General features: G+C 74.7%; 24 protein-coding genes and 1 riboswitch. Of the genes, 16 read left to right on the top strand and 8 right to left on the bottom strand.

Going from position 1 to position 22,826, the window contains the following annotated elements; translation table 11 throughout:
• Window positions 1-167 precede the first annotated feature (167 nt).
• Window positions 168-662: a transcriptional regulator BldD gene (bldD, locus tag J4557_RS29380; RefSeq protein ID WP_030145002.1), complete on the top strand. Its 495-nt coding sequence runs from the start codon at window positions 168-170 to the stop codon at window positions 660-662.
• Between the two features lie 266 nt (window positions 663-928).
• Here bldD and J4557_RS29375 read toward each other — a convergent pair whose 3' ends face one another.
• A complete protein-coding gene (locus J4557_RS29375; protein WP_307800275.1) occupies window positions 929-2,341 on the bottom strand; it encodes an MFS transporter in 1,413 nt (470 codons plus the stop codon).
• Between the two features lie 75 nt (window positions 2,342-2,416).
• The gene (locus J4557_RS29370; RefSeq protein ID WP_243776514.1) at window positions 2,417-3,622 is read right to left on the bottom strand and encodes a CoA transferase; all 1,206 of its coding nucleotides are present in this window, start codon (window positions 3,620-3,622) and stop codon (window positions 2,417-2,419) included.
• Between the two features lie 105 nt (window positions 3,623-3,727).
• Here J4557_RS29370 and J4557_RS29365 point away from each other — a divergent pair, with 105 nt between their 5' ends.
• Entirely contained in the window at window positions 3,728-4,432 is a 705-nt protein-coding gene (locus J4557_RS29365; RefSeq protein ID WP_208269984.1) for a GntR family transcriptional regulator, read from the top strand.
• A 274-nt stretch (window positions 4,433-4,706) separates the two neighbouring features.
• Here J4557_RS29365 and J4557_RS29360 read toward each other — a convergent pair whose 3' ends face one another.
• A complete protein-coding gene (locus tag J4557_RS29360) occupies window positions 4,707-5,183 on the bottom strand; it encodes an SAV_6107 family HEPN domain-containing protein (protein WP_208269983.1) in 477 nt (158 codons plus the stop codon).
• A gap of 304 nt (window positions 5,184-5,487) precedes the next feature.
• On the opposite strand from J4557_RS29360, the gene J4557_RS29355 reads away from it, so the two are divergent.
• The 5 genes from J4557_RS29355 (at window position 5,488) to J4557_RS29335 (ending at window position 8,309) form a co-directional block, all read left to right on the top strand.
• Window positions 5,488-5,952 carry a YbaK/EbsC family protein gene (locus J4557_RS29355; protein ID WP_208269982.1) on the top strand — a complete coding sequence of 155 codons (465 nt, stop codon included), beginning with the start codon at window positions 5,488-5,490 and terminating at the stop codon, window positions 5,950-5,952.
• Window positions 5,953-5,962: 10 nt separating this feature from the next.
• Complete coding sequence (locus J4557_RS29350; RefSeq protein ID WP_208269981.1) at window positions 5,963-6,313, top strand: arsenate reductase family protein; 351 nt, start codon at window positions 5,963-5,965, stop codon at window positions 6,311-6,313.
• A gap of 72 nt (window positions 6,314-6,385) precedes the next feature.
• The gene (locus J4557_RS29345; protein ID WP_208269980.1) at window positions 6,386-7,351 is read left to right on the top strand and encodes a hypothetical protein; all 966 of its coding nucleotides are present in this window, start codon (window positions 6,386-6,388) and stop codon (window positions 7,349-7,351) included.
• Window positions 7,352-7,363: 12 nt separating this feature from the next.
• Window positions 7,364-7,696 carry a hypothetical protein gene (locus J4557_RS29340; RefSeq protein WP_208269979.1) on the top strand — a complete coding sequence of 111 codons (333 nt, stop codon included), beginning with the start codon at window positions 7,364-7,366 and terminating at the stop codon, window positions 7,694-7,696.
• Window positions 7,697-7,706: 10 nt separating this feature from the next.
• Window positions 7,707-8,309 (top strand): GNAT family N-acetyltransferase, encoded by a 603-nt coding sequence (locus tag J4557_RS29335; RefSeq protein ID WP_208269978.1) that lies wholly within the window; start codon window positions 7,707-7,709, stop codon window positions 8,307-8,309.
• Here the strand turns inward: J4557_RS29335 and metF are convergent.
• Window positions 8,246-9,181: a methylenetetrahydrofolate reductase [NAD(P)H] gene (gene metF, locus J4557_RS29330; RefSeq protein ID WP_208269977.1), complete on the bottom strand. Its 936-nt coding sequence runs from the start codon at window positions 9,179-9,181 to the stop codon at window positions 8,246-8,248. The genes J4557_RS29335 and metF overlap by 64 nt on opposite strands.
• A 193-nt stretch (window positions 9,182-9,374) precedes the next feature.
• Here metF and J4557_RS29325 point away from each other — a divergent pair, with 193 nt between their 5' ends.
• The 4 genes from J4557_RS29325 to J4557_RS29310 all read left to right on the top strand — a co-directional run bounded on the left by J4557_RS29325 (window position 9,375) and on the right by J4557_RS29310 (window position 14,508).
• The gene (locus J4557_RS29325) at window positions 9,375-10,484 is read left to right on the top strand and encodes a polyprenyl synthetase family protein (RefSeq protein WP_208269976.1); all 1,110 of its coding nucleotides are present in this window, start codon (window positions 9,375-9,377) and stop codon (window positions 10,482-10,484) included.
• 75 nt (window positions 10,485-10,559) lie between these two features.
• Window positions 10,560-11,102 (top strand): carboxymuconolactone decarboxylase family protein, encoded by a 543-nt coding sequence (locus J4557_RS29320; RefSeq protein WP_208269975.1) that lies wholly within the window; start codon window positions 10,560-10,562, stop codon window positions 11,100-11,102.
• Window positions 11,102-13,297, top strand: coding sequence for a beta-glucosidase (locus J4557_RS29315; RefSeq protein ID WP_208269974.1), 2,196 nt, complete (start codon window positions 11,102-11,104; stop codon window positions 13,295-13,297). The genes J4557_RS29320 and J4557_RS29315 overlap by 1 nt, the downstream gene beginning before the upstream one ends.
• 86 nt (window positions 13,298-13,383) lie before the next feature.
• Entirely contained in the window at window positions 13,384-14,508 is a 1,125-nt protein-coding gene (locus J4557_RS29310) for a serine/threonine-protein kinase (protein ID WP_243776513.1), read from the top strand.
• A gap of 82 nt (window positions 14,509-14,590) precedes the next feature.
• On the opposite strand, the gene J4557_RS29305 is transcribed toward J4557_RS29310, so the two are convergent.
• The 4 genes from J4557_RS29305 to J4557_RS29290 form a co-directional block, all read right to left on the bottom strand.
• Window positions 14,591-14,752 (bottom strand): hypothetical protein, encoded by a 162-nt coding sequence (locus tag J4557_RS29305; RefSeq protein ID WP_208269973.1) that lies wholly within the window; start codon window positions 14,750-14,752, stop codon window positions 14,591-14,593.
• Window positions 14,753-14,809: 57 nt separating this feature from the next.
• Entirely contained in the window at window positions 14,810-15,487 is a 678-nt protein-coding gene (gene thiE, locus J4557_RS29300; protein WP_208269972.1) for a thiamine phosphate synthase, read from the bottom strand.
• An 88-nt stretch (window positions 15,488-15,575) separates the two neighbouring features.
• The gene (locus J4557_RS29295) at window positions 15,576-15,959 is read right to left on the bottom strand and encodes an Rv2175c family DNA-binding protein (protein ID WP_208269971.1); all 384 of its coding nucleotides are present in this window, start codon (window positions 15,957-15,959) and stop codon (window positions 15,576-15,578) included.
• 69 nt (window positions 15,960-16,028) lie between these two features.
• A complete protein-coding gene (locus J4557_RS29290) occupies window positions 16,029-17,264 on the bottom strand; it encodes an NAD(P)/FAD-dependent oxidoreductase (protein WP_208269970.1) in 1,236 nt (411 codons plus the stop codon).
• A 106-nt stretch (window positions 17,265-17,370) separates the two neighbouring features.
• Window positions 17,371-17,484: riboswitch (TPP riboswitch) on the top strand.
• Here J4557_RS29290 and thiO point away from each other — a divergent pair.
• The 5 genes from thiO (at window position 17,475) to pknB (ending at window position 22,808) form a co-directional block, all read left to right on the top strand.
• Window positions 17,475-18,599, top strand: coding sequence for a glycine oxidase ThiO (gene thiO / locus J4557_RS29285; RefSeq protein WP_208269969.1), 1,125 nt, complete (start codon window positions 17,475-17,477; stop codon window positions 18,597-18,599). It overlaps the preceding riboswitch by 10 nt.
• A 45-nt stretch (window positions 18,600-18,644) precedes the next feature.
• Window positions 18,645-18,845 (top strand): sulfur carrier protein ThiS, encoded by a 201-nt coding sequence (gene thiS / locus J4557_RS29280; RefSeq protein ID WP_190861863.1) that lies wholly within the window; start codon window positions 18,645-18,647, stop codon window positions 18,843-18,845.
• 3 nt (window positions 18,846-18,848) lie between these two features.
• Entirely contained in the window at window positions 18,849-19,646 is a 798-nt protein-coding gene (locus tag J4557_RS29275) for a thiazole synthase (RefSeq protein WP_190861866.1), read from the top strand.
• 159 nt (window positions 19,647-19,805) lie between these two features.
• Entirely contained in the window at window positions 19,806-20,828 is a 1,023-nt protein-coding gene (locus J4557_RS29270; protein WP_208269968.1) for a DMT family transporter, read from the top strand.
• 36 nt (window positions 20,829-20,864) lie between these two features.
• A complete protein-coding gene (gene pknB / locus J4557_RS29265) occupies window positions 20,865-22,808 on the top strand; it encodes a Stk1 family PASTA domain-containing Ser/Thr kinase (RefSeq protein ID WP_208269967.1) in 1,944 nt (647 codons plus the stop codon).
• Window positions 22,809-22,826: the final 18 nt, after the last annotated feature.

Raw genomic sequence — 22,826 nt, 5'->3', positions numbered from 1 at the left:
ACCGCTTTTTTCCAATCAGCTTGACCTAGGGCCCTCACCGTTTTACCGTCACTGTCCGTAACCATCCCTGGGGACAGGGTCTTGGGCCCCAATGGCTCCGGGAATCTGTCTCCCCCCGGCGTCCGCCGGGGTCCAACCGACGACGAAAGTGAGCCTGGGGGCCGCAAATGCCGTCTGAATACGCAAAGGCTCTCGGCGCGCGCCTGCGCGCCATCCGCACCCAGCAGGGGCTGTCGCTGCACGGTGTGGAGGAGAAGTCCCGCGGCCGCTGGAAGGCCGTCGTCGTGGGTTCGTACGAGCGGGGCGACCGCGCCGTCACCGTTCAGAAGCTGGCCGAGCTCGCCGATTTCTACGGCGTGCCGGTCTCCGAGTTGCTGCCCGGCGGAGCCGCGCCGAGCCCGCTCGGGCCCACGCCCAAGCTCGTCATCGACCTTGAGCGGCTGCAGCAGCTTCCGAAGGACAAGGCCGGTCCTCTCGCCCGTTACGCCGCGACGATCCAGAGCCAGCGGGGCGACTACAACGGAAAGGTCCTGTCCATCCGCCAGGAAGACCTGCGCTCCCTGGCGGTCATCTATGACAAGTCCCCGACCGAGCTGACCGAGGAGCTCATCACCTGGGGCGTGCTCGACCCGGAGGCGCGCCGCGCCGTCGAGTCGTTCTGATCCCGGCCGGCCGCCGGGACCGCGGGGGTCCGTCCCCCCTCGGGAAGTACTGATCGACCGCACCGCCGAGACGGGACCCGGCACCGCCGGGTCCCGTTCCGTTTCGTCCGCGCGCCCGGCCGGGCGGCGGGAACTCGACGGCGATTCCGCCCGGATTCCTCTGCGGGCGGGAAATCCTCCGGGAAAAGCGCGGAGGTCTCTTCCGCACGCGCCGGTTCCCCGGGGCTCGCGAGCCGCATCCATCACTCTGCGTCCATGCCGCCGCATCACGACACGGGAGCGGTCCGGCATTCCTTTCCGGGGGACGTGACCCCGCCGCGCGAGCGGCGCCCGCGGCGCGGGACGAGCAGGGCGAGCGGGAGCACGGCGACCATGACGGCGGCGCTGACCGCGAACCCCGCCGAGAAGCCGCGCTCGCCGGGCAGGCCCGCCACGATCACGGCGCTGACCTGCGTGCCGAGGGACGCGCCGACGGTGCGGATGAGGGTGTTGATGCCGGTGGCGACGCCCGTCTCCCCCGCCGGGACCGCCGCGACGACGAGGTTCGCGACGGCGGCGTAGGCGAACCCGAGGCCGATGCCGCGGCCGAGCCCGCCGACGTAGAGCTGCCACATCGCCGCGTGCTGGACCACCACGAAGGCGTAGCCGGCGGCGGTCAGCACCGCCCCGCCGAGCAGGACCAGGCGGGACCCGATCCGGCGGTCGAGGAGCCCGGCGGTCATCCCCGCCGCCGTCATCCCGATGCTGGCCGGCAGCTGCAGGAGGGCCGCCTGCGTGGCCGTCCCGCCGAAGCCGTACCCGGTGCTCGCGGGCAGCTGGACGAGCAGCGGGAACAGCAGCCCGCCCGCCATCAGCGCGTACCCCGACAGCAGGGACGCGGCGTTGGCCGTCCAGACCCCGCGGACCCGCATCAGCCGCAGGTCGACCAGGGGCTCGGCGACGCGGGTCTCGACCCGCAGCCACGCCGCCGCCAGCAGCGCGGCGAGGCCGAGCAGGCCGAGGACGCCCGGAGACGTCCAGCCCCAGTCCATCCCCTCGGTGAGCGCGGTCAGCGCCGCGACGAGCCAGCCGGCGAACAGCGCGGCGCCCCACCAGTCGACGCCGGCGGCCTCCCGGGGCTCGGATGCTGGAACGATCCACCAGGCGAGCAGGACGCCCGGCACGAGCCCGGCCACCGGCACCCACAGCAGCCAGCGCCAGCCCAGCAGGTCGATGATCGGGCCCGCCAGGCACCACGACACCGCGCCGCCGAGGCCCAGCATGGACGACATCAGGCCGACCGCCGACGCCGTCCGGGCGGGCGGGAAGACGTCCCGGATGATCGTGTAGGCGAGCGGGAACACGCCGCCGCCGATCCCGCTCAGCATCCGGCCGAGCAGCATCAGCGGCAGCGACCCCGCCGCCGCCGCGACGACCATGCCGACGGTGGCGATCACCAGCACCGCGAGCAGCACGCGGCGCGGCCCGTACAGGTCGCCGAGCCGGCCGACCACGGGCGTCGCCACGGCCGCCGACAGCGTCATCGACGTGAGCGCCCAGGCGGCGCCGGCCGCCGTGGTGTGCAGGCCCTGCTGGATCAGCGCGAGCGCCGGCGTCACGACCGCCATCGACAGCGAGTACGCCATCACGCCGAGGAACGCCAGCAGCGGCACCAGCCCTCGTCCGCCCCGCGCCGTCACGATGCCCTCCCTTACTTCGCCGCCCTAACGATCGCACAACCACCCGAAAGGGCCGCAAAGCAGGTCATCCTCGCGTCAGCGCGGTGGGCGGGGCTCGCCGGCGACGCCGCGGGCGCGCAGGTCCTCCACCTCGTCGGCGGGGACGCCCAGGACGTCGCGGAGGATCTCGCCGGTGTGCCGCCCCAGCTCCGGGGCGGGCGCCGGGACGGGGACGCCGTCGCCCAGCCGCAGCGGGGACGCGGGGGCGAGGTGGCGGCCGATGCCCGGCTGGTCGATCTCGCCCATGATCGGCTCGTCGTGCAGGCCGGCGGCGACCTCCGCGAAGTCGCGGTACCGGGAGCGCAGCACGGAGGCGCCCTTCAGGCCGTCCTCGACCTCGGCGCAGGTCCGGGACGCGAACCACGGCGCGAGGACGCCGCCGAGCGCGTCCCGGTAGGTGTAGCGGTCGCCCGCGGTGCGGAAGTCGGCGCCGAGCGCGCGTTCCAGCGCCTCCGCGACCTCGGTGAGGCCGGTGGCGGCGACCAGGTCGCGCCAGTGGCGGGCGGTGAGGACGGCGACCATGACGCGCCCGTCGGCGGTGGCGAAGTCGCGGCCGAAGTCGCCGAACAGGTGGTTGCCGAGCCGCGGCCGGACCTGCCCGAGCTGCGCCTCGGCGAGCATGCCGAGGTTGCCGGCGGTGGCGAGGGCGACGTCGGACAGGGCGACCCGCAGCCGCGTCCCCTCGCCGGTGCGCAGCCGGTGGCGCTCGGCGGCCAGCAGCCCGACCGCGAGGTACAGCCCGCACGCGACGTCCCAGGCGGGCAGCACGTGGTTGGACGGCTCGGCGCTCGCGGACGGCCCGGTGAGCGACGGGAGGCCGACCGCGGCGTTCACCGTGTAGTCCACGGCGTTGCCGCCGTCGCGCGTCCCGAGGAGCTGGACGTGGATCAGGTCGGGACGCGCCTCGCGCAGCGCCTCGTAGGTGAGGCCGTCGCGGGGCGGCGCGTTCGTCAGCACCACGCCGGCGCGGGCGGCCAGCCGCGCGACGAGGGCGCGCCCTTCGGCCGACCGCAGGTCCGCGGTCAGCGACCGCTTGCCCTTGTTGAGGCCGGCCCAGTACAGGCTGCGGCCGGACGGGGCGAGCGGCCACCGGTCGATGTCGGGGCCGCCGCCGATCTGGTCGACCCGGATCACGTCGGCGCCGAGCTGGGCGAGGGTCATCCCGCCGAGCGGCGAGGCGACGAAGCTGGACAGCTCGACCACCCGCAGCCCCGCGAGCGGCGGCGTCACGTCACTCTGCATTCTATAGAGTATGCATGAGGGCCCTCCGGCATCCGCCGGCCCGCCGGCCCGCCGGCGGTATGCTCGGCCCGTTCCGGACACGCGGCGAGCGGGGGTGCGCAGGTCATGTCCGCCGGCCCGGCACCGGCCGCGGGACGCCTCCCCGCGATGCGCGGCAGGCACCAGCTCAGCGAGATGGTCGCCGCGCACGTCCGCGAGGCCATCATGATCGGCGCCCTGCGCGCGCCCGGCTACCTCCGCACCGAGCACCTCGCCGCCGAGCTCGGCATCAGCGCGACCCCGGTGCGGGAGGCGCTGATGATCCTGCACAGCGAGGGCGCGGTCCGCTGGGAGCCGCGCCGCGGCTTCCGCGTGCTGCCGCTCACCGAGCGGGACGTCGACGACCTGTTCGAGGTGCAGGCTCACATCGCCGGCGAGCTGGCCGCCCGCGCCGCCACCGCGCTGGAGAGCGCCGGGATCGAGCGGCTCGAGCAGGTCCAGGCCCGGCTGGAGGCCGCCGCCCGCGACCGGGACGCCGACCTCGTCGACCGCCTCAACCACGAGATCCACCGGACGATCAACCGGTCCTCCGGCTCGTCGCGGCTGACGACGCTGCTGGCGCTGACCGTGCACTACGTCCCGCTGGGCTTCTTCGGGCGGATCGAGGGCTGGGCGGAGGCGTCCGCGCACGACCACTCCGCCGTCTTCGCCGCCCTGCGCGCCCGCGACGCGGAGGCCGCCCGCACCGCGATGGCCGGGCACATCCGCCACATCGGCCGCCTGCTGGTCGACCATCTCCGCGCCGAGGGCGTCCTGGCGGACGCGCCCTGAGACGGGACCGCGCCGGTGCCGGTCGGCTCGGGGGGATTGCGACCGGCACCGGCGCGGCCGGCTGGGAAGTGTCCTCGGTTGTTCCGGCGGCCTCAGCCGCTCCCCCGGCCACGCGACGACCCGGGCCGTCGCGATCGCGAGCGAAGCCGGATTCGAGCCTGCGAGAATCCGATCGCGCAGCGAGCCCCCAGGGCGAGCCGGAGCGATGCAGCGATCGCACGCAGGGCCCGCCGAAGGAAGGCCGTCTAACGGCCTGACGCCAAGGGCACTGCAATCAATAGAGCGTGGGCTGACTGGTGATGCCAAGGGTGTCCTCGACGAGGGTGACGAAGACCTCGGCGTCGTGGAGGAGCTCCTCGGCCTCGCGCGGGGTGACGGCGCGCGGGAGCCCGGCCTCGGCGGCGGCGCGCTTGTCGGCGCCGGCGGCGAAGAACGCGGCCCACTCGCGCAGCGCGGGCTCGGCCTCGGGCAGCAGCACCCAGACGCTGCGCGGGCGCCCGCGGCGGTGGGTCTCCAGGGGCTCCTTGGACGCCAGCACCGCGGCGGCCGCGCGCAGCGCGGCGAGGTGGGCGCAGACGTAGCGGACGGCGGGCGAGGTGGCCTCGGCCGCCTCGGCGAGGCCCATGCGGGCGGCGTGCAGCTGGCCGACCGCCGTGTGCGCCGGACGCGGCGCGGGCAGCGCGCGGTGGCGCGGGCCCGGCGCGGCCTGGGCGGCGGAGTGGACTCCGTGCGAGGTCATCGTTGCGGACATGACTGCCTCCTTCCGGGGCTCGGGCCGGCCGGGCGGAGAGCTTCCCCTCACTCCGCCCGGCCGTCCGTCCCGCCGGCCACGACTGCGCCGGTCGGGGACGTCGCCCTGGTACGGGCCGCGAGTCCCGCACCACATCGAACATAAGTTCGACGCACTCACAGTAAAGCGCCCGGTCGCCGATTCGTCAACGTGTTCGAACAGGTGTCGCTTTCCGCAGGCCGGAGGCGTCCGAGGGGGCGTCCGCGCAGGCGTTCGCGCAGGCGAACGGGGGGCCGGACGACCCGGGGCACCGTAGGGTGCTGGCATGCATCCGAATGTCGAACGGGTCGCCGCGGCGCTGCGCGGGCACGGCGCCGCCGCAGAGATCGTCGAGCTGCCGGCCTCGGCCCGCACCGCGCAGGCGGCCGCGGACCAGCTCGGCTGCGAGGTCGGCGCGATCGCCAACAGCCTGGTGTTCGACGCCGACGGGGCGCCGCTGCTGGTGATGACGAGCGGCGCGCACCGCGTGGACACCGGCAAGGTCGCGCTGCTGGTGGGCGCGGAGAAGGTGCGGCGGGCGACGCCCGAGTTCGTCCGGGAGGCGACCGGGCAGCCGATCGGCGGCGTCGCGCCGGTCGGGCACCCGGCCCCGATCCGCACGCTCGTGGACGTGTGGCTGGACAAGTACGACGAGGTGTGGGCGGCGGGCGGGCATCCGCACACGGTCTTCCCGACCTCCTACGAGGAACTGCTGAGGATCACCGGGGGCGACCCGGCCGAGGTGGGTTGAGAGGCTGACCATGGAGATCTGGCACAACCCGCGCTGCTCGAAGAGCCGTGCCGCCAAGGCCGCGCTGGACGAGGCGGGCGTGGAGTACACCGAGCGGCGCTACCTGGACGAGCCGCCGACGGCCGGCGAGCTGGACGCGGTGCTGAAGCGCATCGGCGCGGAGCCGTGGGACGTGGCGCGCCTCGGCGAGCCCGTCGCCAAGGAGCTGGGGCTGAAGGACCTCGAGCACGACCGCGCCCGGTGGATCGAGATCATGGTGGCGAACCCGGTCCTGATCCAGCGGCCGATCGTCCTGGCCGGCGAGGAGGCCGTGGTGGCGCGCGACCCCGACTCGGTCAAGAAGGCCCTCGACAGCCGCTGATGCGGGTGTGATTCTGGGGGTCGGAACGCTGCGGCGTTCCACGCCGACGATGAGTGACGTCCGGGAGGGGCGATGACGGCGCAGATGCGCACCGGCCCGGCCGCGCGCGACCCGGACTTCCGGGGCATCGACCCGCCCGCGCTCGACCAGGTGATCCGGCAGCTGCGGGACGCGCAGGCCGCGATCTCGGGCTGGCTGAACGCGCACCGCCCGCCGGCCGGGGTCTCGCAGGCCGGGTACCGGCAGGCCGACCAGGTGGCGCACTGGGTCTCCGGCCAGCTCGGGATGCTGACGCGGCGGTACAACTTCGCGGTCACCCACCCCGACCCTGGCGGCGGGGTCGACGCCCCGCCCGCGCCGCGGCCGGCGCCGGCGCCGAAGCGGACCGGCGGGTCCCCGGGCGGGGCTCCCCGTCCGGTGCGCGCGCCGGGCCGGACCGCGCCCGTGCACAAGGTCTCCCCGACGCCGCGTGGCGCCGGGGACCTCGGCGGGTACCCGGACCGTCCGGCGGCGCAGAAGGCGGCCAGGGCGGACGCGCTGGCCGTCATCGCCGCCGTCCAGGGCGGGAAGGCCGTCCCGGACCCGGTGTGGAAGCGGCTGACGGGCGACGCCGGAGACCCCGACTACACCGAGGCGCTGTACGCGCGGCTCGGCCCGGCGGGCGCGGCGCACCTGGTCGAGGCGGCGCACGGAGACGCGGCGCGGCTGAAGGCCGTCCGGGAGTCGCTCGGCACCTCCAGCCACCATCTGACGATGGACGTGAAGTGGCTGCGCGCGTTCCTGGCGGAGGCCGACCGCGCCGGGGCGCGGCCGGCGGCGGTGCGGGTCGTCACCGAGGCGAACATGAGCGCCAGGACCCGCGAGGCCCTGGTCAGGCTGCATCTGGACGCCCGGACGCACGCCGAGGGCACCCGGTCCGGCGGGCAGGGCACGCCGACCGGCGCACCGTCCGCGCAGAACGCACCGCCCCCGCAGAACGCCTCGCCCCAGAACGGCGCGGCGCCGCACCCGAAGAGCACACCGAGCAACGTCGCCTGATGTGAGGTCGCCATGGCCGCTCCACCGCCTCCAGGGAGCCTGCCTCCGCCGTACACCGCCGCGGCGGCCGCCGAGCTGTCGCCGACGGAGCAGCCGAACCCCGAGTACGAGCGGCTGTACCACGCGTACGCCGACGCCTACGGCAGCATCGACCAGGTCCGGCGGGCCCTGGACGCGCCGGTGCGGACGCTCGGCTCGACCGACGCGTGGCTGGGTCCGGAGGCGCGCCAGTGGGGCGGGCGGCTCGATTCGCAGCGCGGGACGCTGCAGAAGGCGGCCGACCGGATCCTCTGGGACATCTACGACCGTCTGTCGTCCACGCAGCGGACCACCCCGCGGGTCTAGTCTCTGTCGGGTGAGGGACCCGAAGCTGCGCGAGATCGACCAACGCGCCTTCCTGCGCCGGCTCAACCCGATGCTCGAGGTGTACAGGGCCGCGATGGAGCCGCCGGACGAGCAGCTGCCGGGCCGGCACACGATCATGGAGCGGCACGCGGCCTACCCGTCGTTCCGCGCGTTCGTCGCGGAGCGGCGCGGCGCCCTGCCCGGCCTGCCGGGCCCGGTCCACGGGTTCGCGTACGGGTTCCGCGGGACGCGCGGGCAGTGGTGGCACGACGTGGTGTACCAGGCGCTCATCGACCTCGGCGGCGAGGCGCACGCCGCGACGTGGATGGACGACTCGTTCGAGGTGGCGGAGCTGCACGTGCACCCGCAGGCGCAGGGCAGGGGCCTCGGCCGCGCCCTGCTGACCGCGCTGTGCGAGGGCCGCCCGGAGCGGACGGTCGTGCTGTCGACGCTGGACAGGCGGCCCGAGACCCCGGCCCGGCACCTGTACCGCTCGGTCGGCATGGTGGACCTGCTGACCGACTTCGAGTTCCCCGGCGGCGGCCCCCGCTACGCGGTCATGGGCGGGACGCTGCCCTTGGCGCCGTACCCGCCGGACTCCAGCAGCCCGTAGACCTCGCGCGTCGCGGTCGACTGGTTGAAGGTGATGAAGTGGATGCCGGGCGCGCCCTGGTCGAGCAGCTCGCGGCAGAGCTCGGCGGCGTGCTCGATGCCGAGCCGCCGCACCGCGTCGGGGTCGTCGGCGACGGCGTCGAAGCGGGCCCGGACCTCGGGCGGGAACGGCGCGCCGGACAGCTGCTCGGACCGCTCGATGGTGCTGTACTTGGTGACCGGCATGATGCCGGGGATGATCGGCGTCGCGCAGGAGGCGGCGGCGACGCGGTCGCGCAGCCGCAGGTAGTCGTCGGCGCGGAAGAACATCTGGGTGATGGCGTAGTCGGCGCCGGCGCGGCATTTCTCGACGAAGTAGCGGGTGTCGCTCTCGATGTCGGGCGAGCGCGGGTGCTTGTACGGGAACGCGGCGACGCCGACGCTGAAGTCGCCGTAGGAGCGGATCATGCGGACGAGCTCGGCGGCGTACTCGACGCCCTCGGGGTGCTTGACCCAGTCCCCCATCGGGTCGCCGGGCGGGTCGCCCCGCAGTGCGAGCACGTTGCGGACGCCGGCGGCGGCGAACCGGCCGATGAGGTTGCGCAGCTCGGCCTGGGAGTGGTTCACCGCGGTGAAGTGCGCGACCGGGGTGAGGGTGGTGTCGGTGGCGATGCGCTCGACGATGTCGACGGTCGTGTCGCGGGTGCCGCCGCCCGCCCCGTAGGTGACCGACACGAACGTCGGGTGGAGGGGCTCCAGCTCGCGGATCGTACGCCACAGGTTCCGGGCGCCCTTGTCGGTCTTGGGCGGGAAGAACTCGAAGGAGAAGGACCGCTCGCCCGAGGCCAGCAGCTCGCGGACGGTCGGGGGCCGGTCGGGACGTACGGGTCGCATCCCCCAAGCCTACAGTGGGGCCCGGCGCGGGCCCCGGCCCGTGCGGGCCCGAGACCGCGCTCCGCGCCCGCGTCCGTTACGCGTGATCCTGCACACGTCCATACCAGCGTAATGCCTCCATTTCCTAGGATGTACTGACACATCGCTCACTGGTCGGCCGGTTGATTCCGTCCGGCTGGATACGATCACGGGCATGCCAAGCCTGCCCGCGGGAGGACGACCCATCGCATCCCCCGGCTCGCTCCACTCGTCCTGGAGCCGCGTCCGCAAGGAGGTCGACGAGGCGCTGCTGGCCTTCGTCGACCGCCAGCGCCCCGGCCTGCTCGCCATCAGCGACGACCTCGTGCCGCTGATGGCGGCGCTGGACGCGCTGCTGGCGGGCGGCAAGCGGCTGCGCCCGGCGTTCTGCTACTGGGGCTGGCGCGCGGCCGGCGGCGGCGTCGACGACCCCGCCATCGTGCGCGCGGCGGCGTCCCTGGAGCTGCTCCAGGCGAGCGCGCTGATCCACGACGACGTGATGGACTCCAGCGACACCCGGCGCGGGCAGCCGTCGGTGCACCGCAGGTTCGAGGCGCTGCACCGCGCGCAGGGCTGGCCGGGCGCCGCCGAGCCGTTCGGCGCCGGCACCGCGATCCTGCTCGGCGACCTGTGCCTGGCCTGGTCGAGCGAGATGTTCGAGACGTGCGGGCTGGACGAGGAGCCGCGCGCCCGCGGCCGGGCCGTCTACGACCTGATGCGCACCGAGGTCATGTGCGGCCAGTACCTCGACATGCTCGAGGGCACCCGCGGCGGGGCGACGGCGGAGACGGCGCTGCGGGTGGTGGAGTTCAAGAGCGCCAAGTACACGATCGAGCGGCCGCTGCACCTCGGCGCCGCGCTGGCCGGCGCGGACCCGCGGGTGACCGCCGCGCTCACCGGCTACGGCCTGCCGCTCGGCATCGCCTTCCAGCTGCGCGACGACGTGCTCGGCGTGTTCGGCGACCCGGCCGAGACCGGCAAGCCCGCGGGCGACGACCTGCGCGAGGGCAAGCGGACGGTGCTGGTCGCGCTCACGCTGGAACGCGCCACCCCGGCGCAGGCGGCGGCGCTGGAGCGCCGGCTCGGCGATCCGGGGCTGGACCGTCCCGGCGTGGACGAGGCGCGCACGATCATCGAGGAGACCGGCGGCCTCGCGGCCTGCGAGGCGATGATCGACGGCTACCTGGACGAGGTGGGCCGGGCGCTGGCCGGCGCGCCGATCGCCGAGGAGGCGCGCGGGGCGCTCGCCGATCTCGCCATCGCCGCCACCGCGCGCCGCACGTGATCCGAATGCAACGAATTGGCAAAGTGAGGCTGGTGGGGTAGCACCGTCCCACCATTTGGTGGCAGAAATGTCGCCATGTGCGCAGACATCCCCGGGAACCGCGCGCCGCGCGTCGCCCCGCTCCCCGAGGCGGAGTGGGACGACACGCTGCGAGCCGCGACCGCGTCGATCGGCCCGCTGAACGTCCTCACCACGCTCGGCCGCCACCCGGCGCTGTTCCGCAGCTGGATCGGGCTCGGCACGGCCCTGCTGATGAAGGGCCTGCTCGGCGACCGCGACCGGGAGCTGGCCATCATGCGGACGGCGCACCTGCGGGACTGCGCCTACGAGTGGGGGCACCACCGCCGGCTCGCCCTCGCCGCGGGCCTCACCGAGGCCGAGGTCGCGGCGCTGCGGCTGCCGCTCGACGACCACGGCTGGTCCGACGGCGACCTGATGGTGCTGACGGCGGCGGACGAGCTGAACGAGCGCAGCACCCTCACCGACGCGACGTGGACGGCGCTGTCGACCCGGTTCGGGGAGCGGGAGCTGATCGAGCTGGTGATGCTGATCGGGCACTACCACATGGTCGCCTTCGCCCTGAACGCGCTGCGGGTCCAGGACGAGGAGGGGCACTGATGCGGCGCGCGTTAGGACGGACGGGGCGGTGGACGCCTGCCGCGGGGGCGCTGGCGTCCGTGCTCGCCCTCGCGGCCCCGCTGTCCGCGGCCGTCCCGGCGCAGGCCGCACGGGCCGCAGGGCCCGCACAGGCGGCGCAGAGCCGGTGCGGGGACCCGGCCCAGCGGCCCTGGTGCGACACCGCCCTCGGCCCGGACAGGCGGACCGCGCTGCTCATGGCGAAGATGACCGACGACGAGAAGATCGCGATGCTCGCGTCGGACGACCCGCTCGGCGGCCCCCTCGGCGGGTTCATCGACACCGCGCACGCCGACACCAACAGCGGCGTCCCGCGCCTCGGCGTCCCGCCCCTCTACATGGCCGACGGCCCGGCGGGCGTCCGGCAGGGCAAGGCGACCCGGCTGCCCGCGCCGATCGCGCTGGCCGCCGGGTTCGACCCGGCGGCGGCGCGGCTGTACGGCGGGACGGTCGGGTGGGAGGCCCGGCACCGCGGCAACGACCTGATCTTCGGGCCGACCGTGGACGTGCTGCGCGCGCCGCGCAACGGCCGCTCGTTCGAGGGCTTCGGCGAGGACCCCTACCTGTCGTCCGGGCTCGGGGCCGCGTGGATCCGCGGCGCGCAGGCGCAGGGCGTGATGGCGTCGGTCAAGCACATGGCCGTCTACACCCAGGAGACCGACCGGCTGTCGCTGGACATGAAGGTCGATCCGAGGACGCTGCGGGAGATCTACCTGCCGCCGTTCGAGGCGGCGGTGAAGCAGGGCGGCGCGGCGACCGTCATGTGCGGCTTCGGGAAGCTGAACGGCCGCTGGGCCTGCCAGGACGACGGCGCCCTCAACCGGATCCTGCGGGCGGAGTGGGGCTTCAAGGGGTTCGTGCCGTCCGACCACACCGCCGCGCAGGACACCGCGGGCGCCGCCAACGGCGGCCTCGACATGGAGCTGCCGCTCGGCATGAAGTACAACGCGTTCCTGCTCAAGGCGGCGGTCGCGCAGAAGAAGGTCACGCGGGCGACGATCGACGGGCACGTCCGCAACGTGCTGCGGACGATGTTCGCGTTCGGGGTCTTCGACCGGCAGGCGTACCCGAACGACCTCGCAGCGATCGACCGGACGGCGAGCGAGACCGCCGCGCGGAGCATCGCGGAGGGCGGCATCACGCTGCTGCGCAACGCGGGCGGGATCCTGCCGCTGAAGTCGCCGTCCTCGATCGCGCTGATCGGGCGGGCCGCGCGGCAGAGCCAGAGCGGGACCGGGTCGGCGAACGTCGTGCCGTTCACGTCCGTCGGCGCGCAGGACGGCATCGCCCGGCGCGCCGGCTCCGGCACGAAGATCAGCTACAACGACGGCGACGACGCGGGCGCCGCCGCCGACGCCGCCCGCAAGGCCGACGTCGCGATCGTGTTCGCGACCGACAGCGAGGGCGAGTTCTTCGACCGCTCCTGCCTGACGCTCCAGTGCGGCGAACCGCTGCGCGGCGACCAGGACGCGCTGATCGGTGCCGTCGCCAGGGCCAACCCCAACACGATCGTCGTCCTGGAGACCGGCGGCCCCGTCCTCACCCCCTGGCGCAACCAGGTGAAGGGCATCATCGAGGCCTGGTACCCGGGCCAGGAGGGCGGGAACGCGCTGGCCCGCGTCCTGTACGGCGACGTGGACCCGGGCGGGCGGCTGCCCGTCACCTTCCCCGCAGCCGAGGGCGACGCGCCCCTCGCCGGGAACCCGTCGCAGTTCCCCGGCGTGAACAGGACCGTCGCGTTCACCGAGGGCGTCATGGTCGGCTACCGGCACTACGACGCCAAGGGCCTCACGCCGGCGTTCCCGTTCGGGCACGGCCTGTCGTACACGACGTTCCGCTACAGCGGGCTGACCGCGTCGTCCACGTCGGTGCAGGTCACGGTGACCAACACCGGCACCCGCGCGGGGACCGCCGTCCCGCAGCTGTACCTCGGGCTGCCCTCCGCCGGCGTGGACGTCCCGCAGCCGCCCAGGCAGCTCAAGGGCTACGCCAAGGTCGCCCTGGCCCCGGGCCAGAGCAGGCGCGTCACGTTCCCGCTGACCTCGCGGTCCCTGGCGTACTGGAACCAGGGCGCGCAGGCGTGGAAGGTGGCGGCCGGCTGCTACAAGGCGATGGTCGGCGGCTCCGAGCGCGATATCGAGCAGACCGGGAGCTTCGGGACGTGCCCCGAAAAGTAAAGATCGGGGTTCCGCTGCCCCGGTCCGGGGTGACACGGTACAAATGAGGAAATCTTCGTCCGTCCCCGCCGAGTCGGAGTCCCCCCTTGCCGCACGACACCTCCCGCGGGAGGACGAACCCCCACACCGGGCGCCCCGCCCAGTCCCGCAACGGCCAGCAGGCCCGTTCCGGGCAGGGACGCGCGGGCCAGCCCCACGGCCGCCCGGCCAAGCCGCGACCCGGCCAGGCCGGTCCCGCGGCGGGACCGGCCGGCAAGCGCCCGGCCTCGCGCCAGGGCCGGGGGCGCCGGCACGAGCGGCCGCTGCGCCCCGGCGACCCCCGCAGCATCGACGGCTACCGGCTGCTCGGGCGGCTCGGCGAGGGCGGCCAGGGCGTGGTCTACCTGGGTCGCGACGGTGACGACCGGCTGGTCACGGTCAAGGTGCTGCGCGGCGGCCTGGACGCCGGGCAGCGGGCGCGCAGCCGGTTCGTCAAGGAGGCGGAGGCCGCGCGGAAGGTCGCCGGGCGGCACACCGCGCGGGTGCTGGACGCCGACGTCACCGGCGACCGCCCCTACATCGTCAGCGAGTTCGTCGAGGGGCCGCCGCTGCAGCGGGTCGTCGACGAGGACGGGCCGCTGCCGGCCCCGCAGCTGCGCAAGGTGGCGCTGCGCACCGCCGGCGCGCTCGCCGCGATCCACCGCGCGGGGATCGTGCACCGCGACTTCAAGCCCGCCAACGTGGTGCTGGGCCCGGACGGCGCCAAGGTGATCGACTTCGGCATCGCGCGCGCCGCCGACGCGCTGGCCCGCACCGAGCCGCTCACCACGAGCCCGGTCGGCACGCCCGGCTACATGGCGCCCGAGCAGATCGAGGACGAGCCGGTCGGGCCGCCCGCCGACGTGTTCGCCTGGGGCGCCGCGATGGTGTTCGCCGCAACGGGCCAGCCGCCGTTCGGCAGCGGGCCGAGCGCCGCGGTGATGCGGCGGGTGACGTCCCGGCCGCCCGACCTCGGCGACATGGAGGGGCCGCTGCGCGAGCTGGCCGCCCGCTGCCTCGACAAGAACCCGGCGGCCCGGCCTACCGCGCCGCAGCTCGTCCGCGCGCTGCGCGAGGGGCAGGGGCCCGCGCCGAAGCCGCGCCCCACCCGCATCCCGCGCTACCGGTGGCGGATGATGCTGGCGCTCGCCGCGGTGATCATCGCCGGGTTCGTGCTCGGCGTGCTGTTCTAGCGGCGTGCTGTTCCAGCGGCGTCCTGTTCCAGCGGTGGGCCGTCCCGGTGGCGGGCCCTGCGGCGCTCACCGGCACCGGTGGTCACCAGTGCGGGGGGCGCTCCTCGATCAGCCGCGCGTCGTCATCGCCGCCGGTGCGCCACTCGCCCCAGCCGGTGTCGGTGTCGTCGGCGGTCTGGTCCGGCAGGATCTCCAGGTCGTCGCCCAGGTCGACCGGCCGGTCGTCGTCGGGTCCCACGCTCATGATCCCCATTGTCGGTCATCGGCGGGACCGCCCGCACCGTGATCCCCGTCGCCCGCCTCAGGCGGCGGGGGCGGGGAGGCGGCGGGCGAACTCGGCGGCCGCGGCGCCCGGGTCGTCGGCCTCGGTGATCGCCCGGACCACCACGACGCGCTCGGCCCCCGCGTCCAGCACCTCGCCGAGGTTGCCGAGGTCGACGCCGCCGATCGCGAACCACGGGCGGGGCTGGCGCTGCGCCGCCACGTACTCCAGCAGCTTCGGGCCGGGCGCGGGACGTCCCGGCTTGGTCGGCGTGGGCCACACCGGGCCCGCGCAGAAGTAGTCCACGCCCGGCTCGGCGGACGCCGCGGACGCCTGCTCGTCGGAGTGCGTGGACCGGCCGATCAGCACGTCCCCGCCGACGATCTCGCGGGCGGCCGGCACCGGCAGGTCGTCCTGCCCGAGGTGCAGCACGTCGGCGCCGACCGCGCGGGCGACGTCGGCGCGGTCGTTGACCGCCAGCAGCGCCCCGTGCCGCTCGCACGCCGCCCGGAACACCTCCAGGTAGGCCATCTCCTGCCGGGCCTCCAGGCCCTTCTGGCGCAGCTGGACGATGTCGACGCCGTTGCCGAGCGCCGCGTCCAGGAAGGCGGGCAGGTCCCCCTGGCGCTCCCTCGCGTCCGTGCAGAGGTAGAGGCGGGCGCGGCTGAGCCGGGCGCGCAGCGCCACGGCCCGTTCGGTCGGGATGTGCCTGGACACGGTGGGGGCGGTTTCCTTTCGGTGGGCATGCGGCGCGGGGCCACGCACGGCGGCGTGGCCCCGCGGCCGGTCGCTCGGTCGGTTCGGGTCAGAATGCCAGGGCCTGGGCGCGTCGCCGCACCTCGGTCCCCCGGTTCTCGCTGAGCGCCTGGACGGGCGTGCCGGGAAGCGTGTCGTCGGCGGTGAACAGCCAGCGGAGGGTCTCGACCTCGTCGAAGCCGGCGTCCGACAGCAGCGTCAGCGTGCCGGACAGGCCCTTGATGACCTGGCCGTCCTTGATGAACGCCGCCGGCACCATCGGCTCGCCGTCGCGGCGGACCGACAGCAGCTTGCGCTCGCTGATGAGCTGCTTGATCCGGCTGGTCTTGATGCCGAGCCGCTCCGCCGTCTCGCGGAGCGAGAGCCAGTCGCCGGCGAGGGCGTCGGTGCGGGGGTCCAGTGCGCTGTCAACGGTTGCGTGCGTCTGGGTCACGCCCCCTTGCTACCACGCCTTCGGAAGCCTCAAACCCGTCCGGCCGCCGTTACCGGCGGTCCGGTTCCGCTACCCGCGAACGGCCTGGCGGACGGGGACGCCCGGGTCCGCGATCGCCTCCGGATCCACCGGCGTCCCGGCCGCGATCACCCGCCTGGCCTGCACCAGGTCGCGCGGGCTGTCCACGGTCAGGATCGCGTCGAGCCGGTCGCCGGTCAGCCACGCCACCGCCCACTTGCGGCCGGACGGGTCGCCGCGGTGGACGAGCCGCTCGGACCGCGCGTGGTGCCCGGCGTACTGCACCATCCGGCCGAACTGCTCGGACCAGAAGTAGGGGGCGGCGTCGTAGACCGCCTCCTGGCCGAGCAGGGCCGCCGCGGCGACGTCGGGGGCGTTGAGGGCGGTGTCCCAATGCTCGACGAGGAGCCGCCGCCCGTACCGCTCCGACCACCAGGCGGCGCAGTCGCCGACCGCCACGACGTCGGTGCGGACGGCGCCGGCCTCGTCGTCCGTCACGGCCCGGAACGAGCCGTCGGTGACGACGCCGCGCTCCAGCAGCAGGCCGGAGCCGTCCAGCCAGCCGAGCGCGGGCCGGACGCCGATCCCGACGACGACCTCGTCGGCGTCGATCCGCTCGCCGCCGCCGGGGCCGGCGAGGGCGAGGCCGCCGTGCTCGACCGCGGCGACCTTGACGCCGGTGCGCAGTTCGACGCCCGCCTCGGCGTACCAGGGGATGGTGAGCGCGCCGATCTCCTGGCCGAGCGCGACCGCGAGCGGGGTGTCGGCGGCCTCGACGACGGTGACGGCGCAGCCCTTCTTCGCGGCGGTGGTGGCGACCTCGGCGCCGATCCAGCCCGCGCCGACGATCACGATCCGGGCGCCCTCGGTGAGGCGTCCGCGCAGGTCGCGGGAGTCGTCGATGGTGCGCAGGACGTGCTGGCGGCCGTCGCCCGGCAGCGTGACGGGCTCGGCGCCGGTGGCGATGACCAGGCCGTCGAAGGGCAGGTCCCCGGCGGTGGTCGCGACGGTGCCGCCGCCCCGGCCGTCGCGGCCCGGCGCGTCGAGGCGCAGGCCGGTGGCGCGCTCGCCGAGCAGCACCTCGCAGCGGAGCGCGTCCCAGTCGGCGTCCACGGTGGTGTCGTCGGAGTCGCCCGCCAGCACCGCCTTCGACAGCGGCGGCCGGTCGTACGGCATGTGCCGCTCCGCCGAGACGAGGGTCAGCGCGCCCTCGTACCCCTTGCCCCTCAGTGCCTCGGCGGCCCGCACGCCCGCCAGCCCGCCGCCCACGACGATGACCCTGTCCATGGGCGCCCACCCTAACCGGGCCCGCCGGAGCGGTTTTGGACGGGTGTCCAGACAGGTGCATTCCGCCTGTTGGTCGTATGGTGGGGGCAAAGCGCACGTGCACAACACAACAGGGCGCGGGAGTCCGGTGCGACCGGGCTGAGAGGGCGGCTGACCGGGCCGCCGACCGCCACGACCTGATCCGGATCATGCCGGCGAAGGGAGCGCGCATTGCAGATCGCGATCATCGGGGCCGGGGTCATCGGCCTGGCCACCGCCTGGCGGGCCGCGCAGGGCGGCGCCGCCGTCACCCTCGTCGACCCGGCGCCCGCGAGCGGCGCCTCGTCGGTCGCCGCGGGCATGCTGACCCCCGTCAGCGAGCTGAGCTACGGCGAGGAGCCGCTGCTGCGGCTCGGCCTCGCCTCCCGCGACCGCTACGGCGCGTTCGCCGCCGAGCTGGCCGAGGCCACCGGCCTCGACACCGGCTACCGCGACGACGGGACGCTCCAGGTCGCGTTCGACGCCGACGACCTGAAGGTCCTGGAGGACCTGCGCGCCTTCCAGGAGAGCCTCGGCATCCCCGTCGAGGCCCTCACCGGCCGCGAGTGCCGCAGGGCCGAGCCGATGCTCGCGCCCGGCGTGCGCGGCGGCCTGCTCGCCCCCGAGGACGGCTCGGTCGACCCGCGCAGGCTCGCCCCCGCGCTGCTGGCGGCCGGCGAGCGGCTGGGCGTCCGGCTGGTGCGGCGGCGCGCGAAGGGCCTGCTGGTCGAGCGCGACGCGGCCGCCGGGGTCCTGCTGGACGACGGCACCGAGGTCCGCGCGGACCGGGTGCTGCTGGCCGCCGGGCCCTGGTCGGGCGACCTGGAGGGCCTGCCCGCCGGGACCGTTCCACCCGTCCGCCCCGTCAAGGGCCAGGTGATCAGGCTCCGCACGCCGGTGCCGTTCCTGCGGCGCACCACCCGCGGCCTGGTGAAGGGCTCGTCGGTCTACCTGGTGCCGCGCGCGGACGGCGAGATCGTCATCGGCGCCACGCAGGAGGAGCTGGGCTTCGACACGCGGGTCACCGCGGGCGGCCTGTGGGAGCTGCTGCGGGACGCCCGCGAGCTGCTGCCCGGCCTCACCGAGCTGGAGTTCGCCGAGGTCACCGCGGGCCTGCGGCCCGGCTCCCCGGACAACGCCCCGCTGATGGGCCCCACCGGGCTGCCCGGCCTCTACCTCGGCACGGGCCACTTCCGCAACGGCATCCTGCTGGCGCCGGTCAGCGCCGACGCCCTCGCGGCGATGCTCCTGGACGGCCCCGTGCCCGAGGTGGCCGCCCCGTTCTCCCCCGCCCGCTTCGCCCCCGGACCGCAGTGATGAGGACGCAGTGATCAAGGCCGCAGTGATGAAGGTCGTGCAGTGATGAGGATCATCGTGAACGGAGAGCCGCGCGAGCTGCCGGACGGCGCGTCCGTGGCGCAGGCGGTCGCGGCCGTCACCACCGCCGCGTCCGGCGTGGCGGCGGCGCTGAACGACGAGGTCGTCCGGCGCTCGGCGTGGGAGGCGACGACGCTGCGCGAGGCGGACCGCCTCGAGGTGCTGACCGCGGTGCAGGGAGGCTGACCGGTGACACGGGACACGACGAACGACGCCGCCGCCGACGCCCTGGTGATCGCCGGCGAGGAGATCGGCTCCCGGCTGATCATGGGCACCGGCGGGGCGCCCAGCATGCACGTGCTGCGCGAGGCGCTGACCGCGTCGGGGACGGCGCTCACCACGGTCGCGATGCGGCGGGTCGACCCGTCGGCGCGCGGCTCCGTGCTCGACGTCCTCGGCGAGTGCGGCATCCGGGTGCTGCCGAACACCGCGGGCTGCTTCACCGCGGGCGAGGCCGTGCTGACCGCGAAGATGGCGCGCGAGGCGCTCGGCACGAACTGGGTCAAGCTGGAGGTGATCGCGGACGAGCGGACGCTCCTGCCGGACCCGATCGAGCTGGTGGAGGCCGCCGAGCAGCTCGTCGACGACGGCTTCGTCGTCCTGCCCTACACCAACGACGACCCGGTGCTCGCGCACCGGCTGGAGCAGCTCGGCTGCGCGGCGGTCATGCCGCTGGGCTCGCCGATCGGGTCGGGGCTCGGCATCCGCAACCCGCACAACATCGAGCTGATCGTCGAGCGGGCGGAGGTCCCGGTGATCCTGGACGCGGGGCTCGGCACCGCGTCCGACGCCGCGCTGGCGATGGAGCTCGGCTGCGACGCGGTGCTGCTGGCGACCGCCGTCACCCGCGCGCAGTCGCCCGCCCGGATGGCCGCGGCGATGCGGCACGCCGTCGAGGCCGGGCGGCTCGCCCGGCTGGCCGGACGGATCCCGAAGCGCCGCTACGCCCAGGCGTCCTCGCCGTTCGAGGGCCTCGCGTCGTCCTGAGCGGTCATTGAAGCCGAGCTAAAGCTTCGGCTGAAGAAATATTCGCTGGACCTGAACGGTGGACGTCCCCAGACTGGGGGCGTCCACCGGACGGGCCGCCCGCGACCGCGCCGCACCCTTCGGTGTTCATGGAAACGTCCCGAACCTAAGGTGCGTCACATGCAACAGGGCAGTACTCCGCGTCCGGGCGTCGACCGGCTCGCCGTCGCGGCGGCGGCCGTCACGGTCGTGCTGTGGGCCTCGGCGTTCGTCGCCATCCGCAGCGCCGGCGAGGACTACGGCCCCGGGGCCCTCGCCCTCGGCCGGCTGCTCGCCGGCACCGTCGCGCTCGCCGCGATCTGCCTCGTCCGGCGCGAGGGCCTGCCGCCGAAGGGCGCCTGGCCCGGCATCGTCGCCGCGGGCGTGCTGTGGTTCGGCGCCTACATGGTCGCGCTCAACTGGGGCGAGCGGCTCGTGGACGCCGGCACCGCGGCGCTCGTGGTCAACATCGGCCCGATCCTCATCGCGCTGCTGGGCGGCTGGCTGCTGAAGGAGGGGTTCGCGCCCCGGCTGCTGGCCGGGATGGCGGTGTCGTTCGCGGGCGCCGCCGTGGTGGGCCTGTCGATGTCCGGGAAGGGCGACGCCTCGGTCGGCGGCGTGCTCCTGTGCCTCTTCGCCGCCGTGACCTACGCGTTCGGCGTCGTCAGCCAGAAGCCCGCGCTCCGGCACGCCTCGCCGCTGCAGTTCACCACGTGGGCCTGCGCCATCGGCGCCGCCACCTGCCTGCCGTTCGCGCCGCAACTGGTCTCCCAGGCCGCGCACGCCCCGGCCGGCGCGACCCTGAACATGGTCTACCTCGGCGTCTTCCCCACCGCGATCGCCTTCACCACCTGGGGCTACGCGCTGGCCCGCACGTCCGCCGGGAAGATGGGCGCCACCACCTACGCGGCTCCCGCGCTCGTGGTGGTGATGTCGTGGCTGTTCCTCGGCGAGGTGCCGGGCCTGGTCACGCTCGGCGGCGGCGTCCTGTGCCTCGCCGGCGTCGCCGTGTCCCGCAGCACCCGCGGCCTGCGCCGCGCCCGCCCCGCCGCCCCCGCGGGCACCGCCGGAGACGCCACGGAGGGCGCCGCGGGCGCCGCCGCCGCGGCCGCCACCGCGCCGGTGTCCGACCCGCGGCTCATCGATGCTCATACTCACGACTGATGAGAACATCCGTCATTCGCCCGTAAACTCGCCTCGATGGACACGTCGGTTGCAGATCCACTCGTCGGACAGGTGCTCGACGGGCGCTACCGCATTGAGTCCCGGATCGCGCGCGGCGGCATGGCCACCGTGTACGTGGCCCGCGACCTCCGGCTGGACCGCACGATCGCGATCAAGGTCATGCACACCGCGCTGGCCTCCGACGAGGACTTCGTCGCCCGCTTCATCGGCGAGGCCAAGGCCGCGGCGGCGCTCTCGCACCCCAACGTCGTGGCCGTGTACGACCAGCGCTCCGACGGCGAGCACGTCTTCCTGGTGATGGAGTACGTCCCGGGCCGGACGCTGCGCGACGCGCTCACCGAGGTCGGCCGGCTCGGCCCGCGCGCCGCCCTGGAGATCATGCAGCCCGTCCTCGCGGCGCTCGGCGCCGCGCACCGGGCCGGCCTCGTGCACCGCGACGTCAAGCCGGAGAACGTGCTGATCTGCGAGGACGGCACCATCAAGGTCGCCGACTTCGGGCTGGCCCGCGCGGAGAGCGCGAGCAAGATGACCAAGACCGGCATGATCATCGGCACGGTCGGCTACCTCGCGCCCGAGCAGGTGCTGCAGGGCACCGCCGACGTCCGCTCCGACGTCTACGCCGCCGGGATCATGCTGTTCGAGCTGCTCACCGGCCGGCTCCCGCACCAGGCCGACACGCCCCTCGCCGTCGCCTACAAGCACGTCAACGAGGTCGTCCCGCCGCCGTCCGGCATCGTGCCCGGCATCCCGCAGCGGGTGGACGAGCTGGTCACCGACGCCACCAGCCACGACCCGGTGCGCCGCCCCAAGGACGCCAACCAGTACCTGGCGGAGGTCGCCGAGGTCTTCGGCGGCCTGCCGCGCGACTTCGACCGCCGCGTGGAGGAGGCGTCCCGCAACCCCACCAGCGTGCTGGAGACGCCGCCCGCCGGGCCGCCCCAGGGGCACACCGCCGTCCTCGACCCGCGGAGCGCGCCGGCCGAGACGCTCCCGTCCGGGTACGCGCCGCGGTCCCGCGCCGACCGGGCGCTCGGCGCGCTCACCGGCAAGTACGTGCTCATCGCGATCGGCGCCATCGCCGCCGTGGTCCTCGGCTGGGCCGTCTGGTACCAGACGTCCGGCCAGTACGACCACATCCCGTCCCAGATCATCGGGATGAAGGTCGCGGACGCCCAGCGCGAGCTCGACCACGCCGGGCTGGACGTCCGGGTCGCCACCGCCGTGTACGACGACCACGTCCACAAGGGCAAGGTCGCCAAGAGCGACCCGCCCGCCGGCGCCCGCATCGCCAAGGGCCAGACCGTCACGCTCACCCCCTCGAAGGGCATCACCCCCCGCGAGGTCCCGGACGTGTCCGGCAAGTCCCTCGACGACGCGAAGCGGACCCTGCAGAGCAAGGGCTTCACCGTCGGCAGGACCAGCACGACCCCGTCGCAGAGGGTCGACAAGGACAAGGTCGTCGGCACCGACCCCGACGCGGGCGAGAAGCAGTCCCCCGACAAGCCCGTCGACATCATCGTCAGCAGCGGCATGTCCATGCCGAACGTCGTCGGCACCGACGGCGACGCCGCCGCCAACCAGCTCCGCTCGATGGGCCTGAACGTCACCGTGGAGAAGAAGAAGGTCGACGGCAAGCCCGCGAACACCGTGATCAGCCAGGACCCGGAAGAGGGCACCGGCGTGTCCGGCGGCGACGACGTCACCATCGTCGTCAACAAGCGCGACTGCATCGTGGACGCGGGCCCGTTCCACATCGGCTGCAACGACGGGGACCCCCAGCAGAACATCCCCGTCCCGAACGTGACGGGCCGCAGCGTCAGCGACGCCAGGAAGGCCCTCGAGGACTCCGGCTTCAACGTCAACGTCACCGGCTTCGGCGGCAACACCGTCCGGTTCCAGAGCCCGAACAGCGGCGAGGCCCCGCGCGGCTCCACCGTCACCCTGGTCAAGGGCCCCTGAGCGGGTCCGGACGGTCGG

This window comes from Actinomadura nitritigenes, from assembly GCF_017573545.1.
Classification (GTDB): domain Bacteria; phylum Actinomycetota; class Actinomycetes; order Streptosporangiales; family Streptosporangiaceae; genus Spirillospora; species Spirillospora nitritigenes.
Note: the sequence above shows the minus strand (reverse complement) of the source record. Positions and strands in the feature narration are given on the sequence as shown.

What these genes read in the sequence shown, in the direction of transcription:
- bldD (WP_030145002.1), top strand. Translation starts at nt 168, where the DNA reads ATGCCGTCTGAATACGCAAAGGCTCTCGGCGCGCGCCTGCGCGCCATC.
- J4557_RS29370 (WP_243776514.1), bottom strand. Translation starts at nt 3,622, where the DNA reads ATGCAGAGTGACGTGACGCCGCCGCTCGCGGGGCTGCGGGTGGTCGAG.
- J4557_RS29365 (WP_208269984.1), top strand. Translation starts at nt 3,728, where the DNA reads ATGTCCGCCGGCCCGGCACCGGCCGCGGGACGCCTCCCCGCGATGCGC.
- J4557_RS29360 (WP_208269983.1), bottom strand. Translation starts at nt 5,183, where the DNA reads ATGTCCGCAACGATGACCTCGCACGGAGTCCACTCCGCCGCCCAGGCC.
- J4557_RS29355 (WP_208269982.1), top strand. Translation starts at nt 5,488, where the DNA reads ATGCATCCGAATGTCGAACGGGTCGCCGCGGCGCTGCGCGGGCACGGC.
- J4557_RS29350 (WP_208269981.1), top strand. Translation starts at nt 5,963, where the DNA reads ATGGAGATCTGGCACAACCCGCGCTGCTCGAAGAGCCGTGCCGCCAAG.
- J4557_RS29345 (WP_208269980.1), top strand. Translation starts at nt 6,386, where the DNA reads ATGACGGCGCAGATGCGCACCGGCCCGGCCGCGCGCGACCCGGACTTC.
- J4557_RS29340 (WP_208269979.1), top strand. Translation starts at nt 7,364, where the DNA reads ATGGCCGCTCCACCGCCTCCAGGGAGCCTGCCTCCGCCGTACACCGCC.
- metF (WP_208269977.1), bottom strand. Translation starts at nt 9,181, where the DNA reads ATGCGACCCGTACGTCCCGACCGGCCCCCGACCGTCCGCGAGCTGCTG.
- J4557_RS29325 (WP_208269976.1), top strand. Translation starts at nt 9,375, where the DNA reads ATGCCAAGCCTGCCCGCGGGAGGACGACCCATCGCATCCCCCGGCTCG.
- J4557_RS29320 (WP_208269975.1), top strand. Translation starts at nt 10,560, where the DNA reads ATGTGCGCAGACATCCCCGGGAACCGCGCGCCGCGCGTCGCCCCGCTC.
- J4557_RS29315 (WP_208269974.1), top strand. Translation starts at nt 11,102, where the DNA reads ATGCGGCGCGCGTTAGGACGGACGGGGCGGTGGACGCCTGCCGCGGGG.
- J4557_RS29305 (WP_208269973.1), bottom strand. Translation starts at nt 14,752, where the DNA reads ATGAGCGTGGGACCCGACGACGACCGGCCGGTCGACCTGGGCGACGAC.
- J4557_RS29290 (WP_208269970.1), bottom strand. Translation starts at nt 17,264, where the DNA reads ATGGACAGGGTCATCGTCGTGGGCGGCGGGCTGGCGGGCGTGCGGGCC.
- thiS (WP_190861863.1), top strand. Translation starts at nt 18,645, where the DNA reads ATGAGGATCATCGTGAACGGAGAGCCGCGCGAGCTGCCGGACGGCGCG.
- J4557_RS29270 (WP_208269968.1), top strand. Translation starts at nt 19,806, where the DNA reads ATGCAACAGGGCAGTACTCCGCGTCCGGGCGTCGACCGGCTCGCCGTC.
- pknB (WP_208269967.1), top strand. Translation starts at nt 20,865, where the DNA reads ATGGACACGTCGGTTGCAGATCCACTCGTCGGACAGGTGCTCGACGGG.